Source organism: Streptomyces sp. NBC_01006, from assembly GCF_045162725.1.
Taxonomy (GTDB): domain Bacteria; phylum Actinomycetota; class Actinomycetes; order Streptomycetales; family Streptomycetaceae; genus Streptomyces.
On the sequence record NZ_CP108701.1, the window covers coordinates 110,815 to 123,631 of the forward strand.

Here is a 12,817-nt window from a genome sequence, read left to right on the forward strand (position 1 = left end):
GTCCTCGGGCCGGTACGGGGCTGGGCAGGGCAGGGCGGAGCAGGGTGGGGTGCGGCAGGGTGGGGTGGAGCAGGGTGGGGTGGAGCAGGGTGGGGTGGGGCGGCGGTCACACGCCTACGTAGTTCTCGGCGAACCAGTCCTGGTGGATGCGCGAGGTGCGCAGCGAATCGAGCCGGGAGCGCCGCAGGGCGGCGTGGAAGAACGATCCGGCACTCCGGTGGTCCCCTTCGGGAGCCGCGTGCAGCAGCCGGGTCATCCACCCGGTGAACTCCTGCGCCCGCCAGATGTGCGCCAGGCACCGGTCCGAGTACCCGTCGAGTCCCGCGGTGTCGCCCCGGGTCAGGGCGTCGGTCAGGGCTGCGGCCAGGATCTCGGCCTCCAGGACCGCGAGGTTCGCGCCCTTCGCGGCGGCCGGGGCGAGCAGGCTCGCCGCGTCGCCCGCCAGGAACAGCGAGCCGTGGCGCAGCGGTTCGATCACGTCGCAGGTGAGGTCGAAGATCCCGCGTTCCAGGAGAGTGCCCCGGTGGAGCGGTCCGTGGTCCGCGGCGCGCATCCGGAGGTCCAGCTCGTCCCAGATCCGCTGCTCGGGCCAGGCGTCGGCGGGGGTGCCGCGATGCCACTGGAGGTAGTAGCGGGTGACTCCCGGGGTGCGGGCCATGTGCCCGGCGAAGCCCCGGTCGTGGACGGCGTAACCGACGGCGTCGAGGCTCGGCGGGGCCTCGGCGAGCAGGCCGAGCCAGGTCACCCCGTGGTCGTGGTGGTGGCGGACGGCGCCCGGCGGCAGGGAGCGGCGGGCCGCCCCGTGCCGCCCGTCGCAGCCGGCGACGTAGCGGGCATTCCATCGCGTGGGACGGCCGTCGGGCTCGCGCGTCGTGACGTACGGCCGGGTGCCGCCTGTGCCGCCTGTGCCATCGATGGCGTCGGCATCGTGTACGGCGAGCGCCTCGGTGTGGAAGCGGATGCGTCCGCCGCGGTCGAGGTAGTGCGTCAGGAGGTCCGTGACCAGGTTCTGCTGCGGGTAGACGTGGTGCTGCCCGCCCTGGCCGAGGGCTCCGTAGTCGAGCCGGAACCGGCCGTCCTCCGTACGGAACTCGCACGTGCCGTGGCGGCTGCCGTCGCGGTGCAGGCCGTCGGAGAGACCGTGGCGGTCCAGGATCCCTACGGTGTTCGGGGCGAGGAACCCGGCGCGGGCCCGGGTCTGGACATGGGTGCGGGAGGCGCGTTCGAGGAGGACGCAGTCGATCCCCGCTGCGTGCAGCAGGATTCCGAGAACGAGCCCGGCCGGACCGGCACCGAGGACGACCACGTCGGCTGATTCCCGTAAGGCGCGGGAGTTCTGACTTTCCGTCATAGCGCGTGCAGCATAAGCACGCGAAGATCCGTGAACCTACGCAAGCCATCCGTAGGCGGGAATAGAGTGACAATCACCCTTGACGTTTCCGGCCCGTGGCGGCGGGGCCGGGAGCGGTGTCCGCGGCGGGGCGGTGGTGTGCGCCGGGCGCGCGGGTACGAACACACGCCCGGGCGCACACCCCCCTGGAGGACAACCCCTAGGAGGCGGCCAGGGCCTCCAGGGCGGGGACCGTTTCGGCCGGGGACGGGAGGGCGGCGTTCTCCGCCTGGAGGCGGGAGGCTGCCTCGCGCAGGGCCGGGTCGGTGGCGAGGCGGGTCAGGAGCGGGGTGTCGACGGCGTCGGAGGTGGAGCGCAGGGCGGCGCCGGTGGCGGTGAGGGCGTCGGCGTTGCTGAAGTGGTCCGCGCCCTGGGGAAGCAGGAGCTGGGGCAGGCCGGCCTGGAGGGCGGTGAGCATGGTGCCGGATCCGCCGTGGTGGATGAGCGCGTCGGAGGTGGTCAGCAGTTCGGCGAGCGGGACCCAGGGCAGTGGGCGGACGTTGTCCGGGAGGGTGCCGAGCGCGGTGAGGTCGGCGTCGCCGACGGCGAGCAGGAACTCGGCGTCCACCGAGGCGGCGGCCTCGATCAGGCGGACGATGGCGCGGACGCCGTCCATCTCGGTGAGCACGGTGCCCAGGGTGACGGTGACGCGGGGGCGGGCGCCGCGGCGCAGCAGCGCGGCGGGGACGGTGCCGCCGCCGTTGTAGGGGAGGTAGCGCATCCGCAGGCCGCCGGGGTCGCCGCCGAGGGAGGCGGGGACGATGTTCAGCGCGGTGGGCTCGGCGGGGCCGGCCACCCCGTACGTCTCGTACGCCTCGGTGAAGTTCGCGGCGAGCCGGCCGACCATGTCCAGTCCGGAGGTGACGCCGAAGTTCTGGATCACCGACGGGATCTTGAGCTTCGCCGCGACGAGCGGGGCGGAGGCCTGGAAGGAGTCGTAGACCAGCAGGTCCGCGCCCCAGTTGCCGGCGACCTCCAACAGGCCGTCCACCGTGGGCCGGGAAAAGAGCGCGAAGCCGCGGGCCGCCCTGTCCAGAATCTGATCCTGGGTCATGTCGTGGGCGACGTACCGCATCTTCTCGTCGGAGGACTGCTCCATCACCTCCCGGATGGTGCGGCCGTCGCCTATCTCGACGATCGCGAAACCCGCCTCGCGCAGCCGGTCCAATGGCTGCGCGCCCGCGAACAACACCTCATGACCAGCAGCACGCAAAGCCTGCGCAGTCGGAATCATCGGAAACAGATGACCGGCTGCAGCCGGACCGGTGAAAAGTACACGCACAGCTGTTCTCCTTGCCTACGACCTGACACACGGGGACAAGCCGCAGGAGCCCACCCCCGTTCCCCTCACTGAACTGGCCGCAAGGGACGCCGTGTTCCCCGAGACACCGTCGAAAATCAGACAATCCGCCACTCGTCGGTGGGGTGTCGGGGGTGTCGGTCCGACGTCGGTCCCATGTCGGTGGGACCTGACACCTTTCGAGGGGTCCGGCCGGGTGCCCATCCGGCCGGGGGTTCGGGATCCGAGGAGCGCACATGACGATCACTGTCCGACCGGGGAGCACCGTGATGTTCACCGGCGATTCGATCACCGACTGCCAGCGGCTGGAGAGCGAGGACGGTCTGGGGTTCGGCTACCCGCTGCGGGTCGCGGGCGAGTGGGGACTCCGGCATCCGGACCGGCCCGTGACCTGGCTGAACACCGGGATCGGCGGCAACAAGGTGGCGGACCTCGAAGCCCGCTGGCGGACGGACGTACTCGACGCGCGGCCGGACGTGGTGTCGATCCTCGCCGGGGTCAACGACATGGGCTGGCACACGATGGACCCGGAGGGGTACGTGATCTCCGCGGAGGAGTTCGAAGCGGGCTACGACCGCCTGCTCGCGCCCCTCGCCGAGGCGGGCACGGAGCTGATCCTCATCGAGCCGTTCCTCCTGCCGATCCACGGCACCGTCGAGGCCGGTGGCGGGGGCGTGCTCATCGGGGAGAAGGAGCGAGAGGAATGGCGCACCGACCTGGACCCGAAGATCCAGGTCGTGCGCAAGCTCGCCCGCAGGTACGGCGCGCACCTGCTCGCCTCCGACGGCATGTTCGCCGAGCTCGCGGCGGCGGGCGGGCCCGAGCACTGGGCCGCGGACGGGGTACACCCGACGCCGGCCGGTCACGCCGCCCTCGCGGCGGCCTGGCTGCGCCTGGTCACGTGACGGGACCGGGTGAGGTGGTCAGACGGGCTTGCACACGCGAAAGCGCCCGGCCGGGATGTCCCGGCCGGGCGTTTTCGTGCGTCTGCCGTGCTGTCCGCTGGTGGCTTAGTACCAGTGGTGGGTCTGCCAGAAGTTCCAGGCGCCGACGGGGCTGCCGTAGCGGGAGTTCATGTAGTCCAGGCCCCACTTGATCTGGGTGGCGGGGTTGGTCTTCCAGTCGGCGCCGGCGGAGGCCATCTTCGAGGCGGGGAGGGCCTGGACCAGGCCGTAGGCGCCGGAGGAGGCGTTGGTGGCGGTGTGGTTCCAGCCGCTCTCGCGGGAAACGATGTTGTTGAAGGCCGCGAACTGTGCCGGGTCCTTGATCATCTGCTGGGCGATCGCCTTGGCGCTCGTGGGGGCCGCCTGGGCGGGGACCGTGGCGAGCATGGAGCCGGCGACGCCCAGGGCGACGATGGAGCCGGCGAGGGTCTTCTTGGAGGCGGCGATGCGGCGGATGATGTGGGACACGGATGAGCCTTCCGACGGGGACAAGGTCGGTCGCCGCATGCCGAAGGCATGCGTGAGCCACTCACGCGGTGGAGAGGGGTTCGTCGGGCGGGGGGCGAAGGCCCGCTGCCGTGGCGACATCACCAGTTAGCCAGGCCGGTGGGGCCATGGCAACGGCCCCTGGTACTAGCCGTCCTCGCAGCGGGGGCCTGTCCGGCCCGGGGCGGTTCCACCGGCGTTCGTGCAGGTGGGGGTGGGGTTTTCGGGTGGGGGCCGGGGGCGGTGGGGGCTACTAGTTCATGTCGTATGTGACGTGGGTCCTGTGGGGCGGGTCACCGGGCGGGGCCCCGAATGTCACTTTCTGTGGTGGCTTGCTACACGAAATGGTGTGTGGGCCGGGCCACTTTCAACGCGAACCGAAGGAAACGGGCGCCTCGAACGCCGCTTTCCGCACCCCCCGCCACCCAAAGGCCCTGCCCCCCAACGGTTCCGACATGACACCACGATTGCCGTCGGTCCGTGACGGCGCAGACACTCTTGGTGCACCGCGACGCTCATTCGGATGCCCCGGGCACACCGTCTTCGCGGTTCTGCAATCCCCCAGAAGCGAGAGGAAATCCGCATGTCCGAAAACGCTGCCACCACCGGGTACAACGACCTCGACCTCGACCTGGACCTCGACCTCAGCGAGCTGACCGTCACCGCGCTGAGCGACACCGCCGCACTGCCCGAGAACGGCGCCTCGTGGGGCTCCTGCTCCTGTCAGGGCTCGTCCTCCTGCGCCCAGCCGCAGGTGGAGACGCCCGTCGTCTGACGGCCGTGACGAGGCCGCTCCCGTGCGGTCGGCCCACCCGGGCCGACCGCACGGCCTGCGGCCCGAGCCGCAGGACAGATCACCGGCCCAGACCGCACCACGGGAGCCCGCCTTGCCGCACCCCGCCCAGCCAGCCGCAGCGCAACACCTCGCGCCCGCCACGGGGACCGCCCCGTACGCGCTGGTCCGCACCACGGTGACGGCGCATCCCGCGCAGCCGGAGAAGGCCGCGCCGGTACGGACCCTGCTCGACCGGCTCACCGCCCTCACCGCACAGGAGGACGCACTGCGTCCGGCCCTGTGCGACGACCTCTTCGCCTCCCGGCCCGGGCACGACGAGGAGTTCCACCGCCAGGTTGTGCTCCCGCTGCGCCGGGCGCTGCACAACGGCCGCGTCCCCCGCCCCGCCCTGCTGGCCCGCCTCGGCGATCTGCCCGTACGGGTCCCCCGGCTCGCCGCCTGGCTGAATCTGCGCGCGCTGCGCGACGGACTCCTCACGGATCTGACCGCGGCCGTCCCCGACGCCCTGACCGCCGAGCGCTCCGCCCTCGCGCAGCTGTGCCGCTCCCCCGGCCTCACCCGGGCCGTCGCACTCACCAGCGCCGACCTGTTGCGCGCGGTGTCCCGGGCCGCCCGGGACGAAGGCGGGCGCAGGGCTCGCAAGGAGGAGCCCTCCGTACTGCGGCACGCCCTGCGCGCCAGTACGAAGACCAGTCCGCTGTCGTGGTTCACCGCCGTGGGATGGTCCGGCGGTCCGGACCCGTCGGCCGAGCCGGTACGGGGACAGGTGCAGGCACAGGTACGGATACCGGCGCCACCGCCGCTGCGGTCCGTGGTGCGGGAGCACCGCACGCTCGTCGAGGCGCTCGTCGCCGCGCTGCTGGACGAACCGCGCCGGCGGCGCACGCTCGCCCACCGCATGACCAGCAGTGCGCGGCACACCGCCGACGGGCGGGCCGTTTACATGCGGGACAGCACGGTCTTCGCGGGCGGTCGGTACCTCGTCACGCACGAGGAGACGATCGAGCTCGCCGCCCGCCCCGCCCTGACCGCGCTGGACGCGCTCGCGGCCGCGCCCGCGACCCTCGACGAGCTGGCGGCCCGACTCGGTCCGGCTCTCGGCCGCCCCCGTACGGACCCCGCCGTCGGCCGCTTCCTCGGTCAGCTCACCGACGGTGGGCTGCTGGCGCCCGTGCAGCCCGTCGATCCCCAGCACCCGCACCCGTTGCGTGCGCTGGCCGACTGGTTGCGCCGGTGGCCCGAGGACGCGGCCCTGGCCGACCGGATCGACCGGCTCGCCGCCGACACCGCCGGGTTCGCGAACGCCCGGGCCCAGGAGCGGCCCGCGCTGCTCGCCGACCTGGCGGAGCGCTGGCGCCACCTGCTGGCCGACGCCGGCCGGCCCGTGCCGGCCGATGCCGCCCCGCTGAACGTGCTCTCCGAGGACGTGCTGGCCGTGAACGTACTCGCCGAGGACGTCCAAGGAGAGGACGTACTCGCCGAGGACGTGCTCGCCGCCGGACGCGCGACCCCCGCCGACCGCCTGACCGGCGCGGACCGGGCTCTGCTCGGCGAACTCACCGCTCTGGCCGAGCTGTTCGACCTCGGGCACCTGATGCGGCGGGCCGCGCTGGACCGCTTCACCGCCCGCTACGGGCGCGGCGGGACCTGCCCGGCGCCCTGGGAGTTCGGCGCCGACACCGCCGCCGCGTGGGAGGAGGCCGCACGCCTCGCCGTACGGCCGTCCGACGACCCGGGGCTCTCCCCCGAGCTGGCCGAACTGGCGGCTCTGCGTGAGGAGTTCACCGATCTGGTACGGAACGCGGCGGCGGCCGCGCCCGGCGGCTGGGCCGAGGAGGTCGTCCTGCCCGCCGAGGAGGTGCGCGGGCTCGCGACCCGGCTGCCCGGCTGGACCGCCGCCCGCCCGCTCAGCTACTCGTGGTTCGTCCAGCGCGCCCACCCCGGCGGCCTGCTCTGCGTCAACCACGTCTACGGCGGCTGGGGCCGCTTCACCAGCCGCTTCCTGGACGACCTGCCCCACGGCGCCGCCGCGGTGGTGGCCCGCGAGATCCGCCGCGGTCTCGGCGACGGCGCCCGGGCCGCCCAGATCCGGCCGGTGGGCGGCTTCAACGCCAATCTCCATCCGCTGCTGGTCGGTGAGGAGATCGGCCCCGACCGGTACCGGAGCGCGCTCGCCGAGGCCGATGTGGAGATGGTCCACGACCGGGACCGCGACCAGCTCCGTCTTCGGCTGCGGGCCACCGGCGAACCCCTCGACGTCCTCTACCTCGGCTTCCTCGCCCCGGTCATGCTGCCGCAGCGCCTCGCGCCGTTCCTGTGCGACCACCCGGGCGGCGTCGTGGACTTCCGGCGGCTCCTCCCCCGCCGCACCCTGGCCGTCCCCGGCGGCGAGGTGCGGCAGACCCCCCGGCTGCGCCACGGCCACGCGGTGCTCGCCCGGCGCCGCTGGCACCTGCCCGCAGGGGTGGTGGCCGCGCTCCGCGCCGACCTCGCGGCCGACCCCGGCGTGATCCCGGGCGCCGCCGCGGCCCGTTGGCGGGCCCTGCTGGGACTGCCGGAGCAGTTGTTCCTGCACCCGGCGGCGGAGCCTCCCGCCGGGCGGCCCGCCGAGGACTTCGTACGGAGTCTGCGCGCGCCGAAGCCGCAGGCCCTCGACCTGGGCAGCGCCCTGCACCTGCGCTGCCTCTCCGGCTGGCTGGCCCGCCATCCGCGCGGCGTGGTGCTGGAGGAGTCGCTGCCCGTCTTCGGTGGCCGCAGCCGCCCCGCGCGTGCCGTGGAGCTCATCGCCGAGACCTACCGACCCGCAGCAGGCACCGCGCGGTCGGGCTGAGCCTGCCCTGGTGCGATCCGTGCGGCCCGCGCCGCGCGTGCCGCCCGCGCCGTTCCGGCCGCCCGTCCCGGCGTGCCCCCGCCCCCACCCCGTCCGTCATCCGCCGAGGAGAACCCCATGAACGCGCCGGCCAACGCCCCGGCCACCGGCCCGGACACCGCCCGGCCCGCCTCGCGTACCGCCACCGCCCTTGACGTGGTCGTCCACCACTACGAGTCGGTCAAGGCGCCCCTGTTGCGCGAAGCGGTCCTGCCCCTCGCCCGACAGGCCGCCGCGGAAGGGCTGACCGCCCACGTCGAACGCCACTGGCTGCACGGTCCGCACCTGCGGCTGCGGCTGCGCGGCCACCCGGAGGCGGTGGCCGGCGCGGCCGAGCGCACCGCCACCGCGCTGCGCGCCCGCGCGGCCTCGCACCCGTCGCGGGCCGCCGCCGACGGGGAGCGCCTGCTGGCGCAGGCCGCGGCGGCAGGGCGGGCGGAGCTGATCCCGCCCCCGTACGGTCCGCTCGTACCCGACAACACCGTGCGGGTGGAGCCGGTGGACCTCGCCTCCCTGACCGCGCTGATCGGCCCGGACGGGGTGCGGCTGCGCGAGGACCTGCTGGCCCTGGGCCTGCCCGCCCTCCAGGAGGGCGCCGCCTTCCTCGGCGAGCGCTCGGACACGTCCGCCGCGCGGGTCGAACTCGTGGTGGCGGCCCTAGCGGCCCATGCGGCCGCGCACCCCGAAGGACTGGTCGGCGGCCACTACTCGTACGTCTCCCACCTGGAGGACTTCCTCGTCCAGGAGGACGGCGACGGGCGGATGCGGGCGGCCTTCGACCGCCGCTGGGACGCGGCGGGCGGGCGGATCTCCGCGCTCGTGGGCCGGATCGCGGGCGGGGGTGCGGCCGGCTGGGAGCTGGCCTGGGCCGACTGGTCCGCCCGGGCCTGGCGGATCACGGAGGAACGACTGCGGGCGGGCGCGGACTTCACCGGAGTGCGTGAGGAGTACCTGGGCCGGGCCGCGGCGCTGGGCGACCCGGCGACCGTCGAGCGCTGGGACCGGCAGGCGCGGACCCGGTACAGCGACTTCCACCGGCGGCTGCACCGCTCGGACCCGCAGGGCACGATGTGGAGCCGCCCCGACTACCTGGTCCACCGGGCGTGTACGAACGGGCTGTACCGGCTCCTCACCATCTGCGACGTCCGGCCCGTGGAGCGCTACCTCGCCGCCCACCTCGTGGTACGCAGCGTGCCGGAACTCACCGGGCACCGGTGGCAGACGCGTATCGACGAGGTCATCGCCGCCGTGGAGGGGACGCCGTGACCGCCGCCGGACGACCGCGCCTGCGACTGCGGCTGCGGCCCGGGGTGGCGGTCACCCGGCTGCGGGACGGTCTGCACCTGCGCGGCCGGGACGGGAGCGTGACGCTCGAAGGGAGCAGGGCCCTGCCCGCCCTGTGGGAGCTGCTGTCCGAGCGGCTCGGCCAAGGGCCCGAAGGCGTCCCGGGCGAGGCGGGCGAGGCGGGGTACGTCGACCCGGGGATCGGACGGGCGCGCCTCGATCCGGCCGATCCGCGGGTCGAGGCCGCGCTGGCGGCGCTGACCGCGCAGCTGCACGCGCACGATCTGCTCGCCGAGTATCCGGTCGCCGCGGCCGAACCCCCCGCCTGGCTGGGGGCCTCCGTGCACCGGCCCGCACGGGCGGCCGCAGCCCTGGCCGCCGCCCGGCCCGTGGTCGCGGCGGCCGATCCCGGCGGGCCGCTCGCCACGGCGCTGGTCGGCGCCCTGGGCCGTGCGGGGACCCCGCCGCGGGTGTACCGCGACACGGGCCTGCCCTCCGACCGGGTGGTGGCGGTCGCGGGCACTCCGCCGGTGGCCGTGGCCGTGGTCCGTACCGATGACGGCGGCTTCGTCACGGCCCCGGCCGAGCCGGAACGGGCTCGTACGGACGCCGAGTCGATCGCCGTACGCCTGCGCCCCGCCACCGCTACCGACTTCGGCTCCGCGGACGGCGGATCCGTACCCGTACCCGGTGGGGCGACGGCCGGGGCACCGGCGGATCCGACGGCGCTGACGGCGCTGCTGGCCGGCGCCGCGGCGCAGCGGCTGCTGTGCTCCGCGGCCGGTCTGCCCGATCCGGCCGGGCGGGAGGAGGACCCGCAGCTGCTCCCGGACCGTCCCGCCGTACTGGTCGCCGTGGCCCGGCCGCCGCACGCGTCCTACCGCCCCTGGGTCACCGGGCCGGCCGACCCCGCGTCCCCCGCCCCCGCCCCGGTCGACAGCCTGGCCGAGGCGTTGCGTCGTATCGGGGCACTCGCCGACCCGTACCTGGGAGTCCTCGACGCACCGCGGCCCGGGGACCTGCCCCAGTTGCCCGCCGCGCTCGCGGTCTGCGGTTCGGTGGCCGGGCCCCTGGTGGCCGGAGCTCCGCGGACGGACCTGGCCCGGCTCTCGGCGGCGTGCCGCGCGGCGGAACTGCACCTGGGCGAAGGGGTGTCGGGCCCGGTGGCGGTCGGCGCCGGACCCGGACACGCCCTGGGGCGGGCCCTGCGCCGGGCCGCCCTCGCCGCCGCGGGTTCCTCCGGCCGCCCCGGCCACGTCCTGGGCGAGGAGGAATGGCGCGACCATCCGCAAGCCCGCCACTGGTGGACCGTCCTGACCCGGCATCTGGAACTTCCGATGGAGATGACGGTGCGCCGGTTCACCGCGGAGCGGGCCTACCTGGCCGTGGTACGGGACCCCGCGGGAGTGGCCGCCCGTGCGGTGGAGGCGACGGCCGCCGACGCCGCGGCCCTGGCCGCGCTCGGCGCGGTGACCCGGGCCATGGCCGCCGAGCACGGTCCGGCCGGGACCGTACACGCCGCGTTCAGCGGGGCCGAGGCACCGCTCGCCGTTGCGGGAGTCGAGCCGGCGGCCTGGACGGACGAGGGATGGACCGACCGCTGGCTGGCCGGGATCACCCGGCGGGAGCCGGAGCTGTGCGCGGCGCTGGCCCGGCTGACCGGAGTGCACCCCGAGCCCTGGCAGCCGGACGGGGCGGATCCGGCCGGCCTCGGAGCGGCCGGATCCACCGGGCCGCCGGCGCTGGCCGCCCTGTGGGCATGCGGGTTCACCGTTCTGACCGGGTGGGGAGGAGCACGATGAGCGCGACCACGAAGCAGAGGTACGGGACGGCTGCGGAGGCGACAGTGGTGGCCACCGTCGCCGGCTCCGTACCCGTCCTGGATCCGGCGGCGGCGCTGAGGACCACCGGCGGCGCCGCCATCGTCCACCTCACCTCCTGGACCCTGGAACTGGCGGAGCGGCTCAGCCGCCACGCGCTGGCCCATCCCGTACGCCTGGTGCCGGTGCGCGAGGACGGTGCGCTGACCGTGATCGGCCCCGTGCTGGAGCCGGCGGCGCGGGTGTGCCTGGCGTGCGTCGAGTACCGGCGACTGGCCACCGCGGGTGGCAGGGTGCCCTGGCAGAGCCCCCGGCTGGCGCTCGGCGGCACCGGTACGCCGGCCATGGCGGAGGCGGCCCTGCTGCTCGCCGCCGCCCTTCTGGAGCCCGGGTCCGACGCCGAGGTGCAGGCGGGGGTGTCGCCGTCCATCGTCCACATCGTCCAGGGCCACCGGGCCACCTGGTCCACCCACCACGTCCGCCCGGTCGGCGGCTGCCCGGTGTGCCGCCCGCTGCCGGCCGACTCCCCCGCGGCGGGCGCCTTCGCGGACGCGCCGCGGCCGCTGCCCGACCCTACGGTGCTGCGCGGCCCCAACGACCGTACGGGAGCGCAGCGGTTGCGGGCCGAGCTGTACGACGAGCGGTTCGGCCCGGTGCGCCGCCTGTTCCGCACCGAGGACTCCGCCTTCGCCCTCACCACCGCCTGGGTGACGGACGGCCGCCTGGTCGACGACGGGGGCTACGGGCGCTCCGCCGACTTCCGCTCCAGCGAGCGGGTGGCGCTGTTCGAGGGGGTGGAGCGGCTGGCCGGTATGCGCCCGCTGGGCCGCCGTACCGTCCTGCGCGCGTCCTTCGCCGAGCTGGGCCCGGAGGCCGCCGTGGACCCCGCCCGGCTCGGTCTGCCCGATCCGGCCCACCGGGGGCACCCCGCCTCCCGGTCCGTCCCGTACCACGCGGACCTGGAGCTGGACTGGGTGTACGGCTGGTCGCTCACCGAAGGCCGGGCCCGGGCGGTGCCCGAGCACGTGGCCTACTGGGACCTCGCGCAGGGCCCCGGCCGGGCACGGGTGCTCTACGAGTCCTCGAACGGCTGCGGGCTCGGCAACAGCCCCCAGGAGGCCGCGCTCTACGGGCTGTTCGAGGTGGCGGAACGCGACGCCTTCCTGATGGCGTGGTACGCGCGCACGCCGCTGCCCGGCATCGCCCTGCCCGACGGCGACCCGCTGGTGACCGCCCTGGCCTCGCGGGCCGCGCTCATGGGTTACCGGCTGAGCCTGCTGGACGCCACCAACGACCTCGGCATCCCGGCGGTGGTCTCGCTCTGCCGCTACGAGGGGAGTCACCCCGGCGCTCCCCGCGCCTTCCTGGCCGCCGGAGCCCACCACGATCCGCGCGCCGCGATCCGCTCGGCGGTGGCGGAGGTCGTCACCAACGTGCAGGACGCCGTGCACCGGCCGGCCGGTCCGGGCGGGGCGCGCGACCCGGAGCGGCTCCGCCCCATGCTGCGCCGGCCCGAGCTGGTGGTCTCCCTCGACGACCACGTGGGCCTGAACACCCTGCCGGAGGCGGAGCCCCGGCTGGAGTTCCTGTTCGCCGGCGTCCGGGAGGTCCCCTGGCAGGAACGGTGGCCGGGCGCTCCCGCGCCGGTGGCCGACCTCACCCGGCTGCTGACGGAGACGGTCGAGCGACTGGGCGCCGAGGGGCTGGAGGTGGTCGTCGTCGCGCAGGACGAGCCCGGGATCCGGGACCGGCTGGGGCTGCACTGCGCCAAGGTGATCGTGCCCGGCACCCTCCCGATGACGTTCGGCCACGTCAACCGCCGCACGCTCGGGCTGCCCCGGCTGCTGGAGGTGCCCCACCGGCTGGGGCGCGCCGCCCGTCCGCTGCGCCACGACGAACTCCCCCTGTACCCACACCCGTTCCCGTGA

9 protein-coding genes are annotated in these 12,817 nt (G+C 75.1%); 6 read left to right on the forward strand and 3 right to left on the reverse strand.

Going from position 1 to position 12,817, the window contains the following annotated elements:
• Positions 1-106: 106 nt before the first annotated feature.
• Complete coding sequence (locus tag OG509_RS40360) at positions 107-1,351, reverse strand: 4-hydroxybenzoate 3-monooxygenase (protein ID WP_331741817.1); 1,245 nt, start codon at positions 1,349-1,351, stop codon at positions 107-109.
• 199 nt (positions 1,352-1,550) lie between these two features.
• A complete protein-coding gene (locus OG509_RS40365; protein ID WP_331741820.1) occupies positions 1,551-2,624 on the reverse strand; it encodes a nucleotide disphospho-sugar-binding domain-containing protein in 1,074 nt (357 codons plus the stop codon).
• 302 nt (positions 2,625-2,926) lie between these two features.
• Between OG509_RS40365 and OG509_RS40370 the strand changes: the two genes are divergently transcribed.
• On the forward strand, positions 2,927-3,595 hold the full coding sequence (locus OG509_RS40370) for an SGNH/GDSL hydrolase family protein (protein WP_331741822.1): 669 nt from the start codon (positions 2,927-2,929) through the stop codon (positions 3,593-3,595).
• 105 nt (positions 3,596-3,700) lie between these two features.
• On the opposite strand, the gene OG509_RS40375 is transcribed toward OG509_RS40370, so the two are convergent.
• On the reverse strand, positions 3,701-4,141 hold the full coding sequence (locus OG509_RS40375) for a transglycosylase SLT domain-containing protein (protein ID WP_331741825.1): 441 nt from the start codon (positions 4,139-4,141) through the stop codon (positions 3,701-3,703).
• A 562-nt stretch (positions 4,142-4,703) separates the two neighbouring features.
• Between OG509_RS40375 and OG509_RS40380 the strand changes: the two genes are divergently transcribed.
• From OG509_RS40380 to OG509_RS40400, 5 genes are all read left to right on the forward strand, one after another.
• Complete coding sequence (locus tag OG509_RS40380) at positions 4,704-4,895, forward strand: thiazolylpeptide-type bacteriocin (RefSeq protein WP_331741827.1); 192 nt, start codon at positions 4,704-4,706, stop codon at positions 4,893-4,895.
• Positions 4,896-5,007: 112 nt separating this feature from the next.
• Positions 5,008-7,746, forward strand: a complete 2,739-nt coding sequence (locus OG509_RS40385; protein WP_331741830.1) for a lantibiotic dehydratase — start codon at positions 5,008-5,010, stop codon at positions 7,744-7,746.
• A gap of 117 nt (positions 7,747-7,863) precedes the next feature.
• Positions 7,864-9,051 carry a lantibiotic dehydratase C-terminal domain-containing protein gene (locus tag OG509_RS40390; RefSeq protein WP_331741833.1) on the forward strand — a complete coding sequence of 396 codons (1,188 nt, stop codon included), beginning with the start codon at positions 7,864-7,866 and terminating at the stop codon, positions 9,049-9,051.
• Positions 9,048-10,871, forward strand: a complete 1,824-nt coding sequence (locus OG509_RS40395; RefSeq protein WP_331741836.1) for a hypothetical protein — start codon at positions 9,048-9,050, stop codon at positions 10,869-10,871. The genes OG509_RS40390 and OG509_RS40395 overlap by 4 nt, the downstream gene beginning before the upstream one ends.
• Positions 10,868-12,817 (forward strand): TOMM precursor leader peptide-binding protein, encoded by a 1,950-nt coding sequence (locus OG509_RS40400; protein ID WP_331741839.1) that lies wholly within the window; start codon positions 10,868-10,870, stop codon positions 12,815-12,817. The genes OG509_RS40395 and OG509_RS40400 overlap by 4 nt, the downstream gene beginning before the upstream one ends.

What these genes read in the sequence shown, in the direction of transcription:
- OG509_RS40365 (WP_331741820.1), bottom strand. Translation starts at nt 2,624, where the DNA reads ATGATTCCGACTGCGCAGGCTTTGCGTGCTGCTGGTCATGAGGTGTTG.
- OG509_RS40360 (WP_331741817.1), bottom strand. Translation starts at nt 1,351, where the DNA reads ATGACGGAAAGTCAGAACTCCCGCGCCTTACGGGAATCAGCCGACGTG.
- OG509_RS40375 (WP_331741825.1), bottom strand. Translation starts at nt 4,141, where the DNA reads ATGCGGCGACCGACCTTGTCCCCGTCGGAAGGCTCATCCGTGTCCCAC.
- OG509_RS40390 (WP_331741833.1), top strand. Translation starts at nt 7,864, where the DNA reads ATGAACGCGCCGGCCAACGCCCCGGCCACCGGCCCGGACACCGCCCGG.
- OG509_RS40400 (WP_331741839.1), top strand. Translation starts at nt 10,868, where the DNA reads ATGAGCGCGACCACGAAGCAGAGGTACGGGACGGCTGCGGAGGCGACA.
- OG509_RS40370 (WP_331741822.1), top strand. Translation starts at nt 2,927, where the DNA reads ATGACGATCACTGTCCGACCGGGGAGCACCGTGATGTTCACCGGCGAT.
- OG509_RS40380 (WP_331741827.1), top strand. Translation starts at nt 4,704, where the DNA reads ATGTCCGAAAACGCTGCCACCACCGGGTACAACGACCTCGACCTCGAC.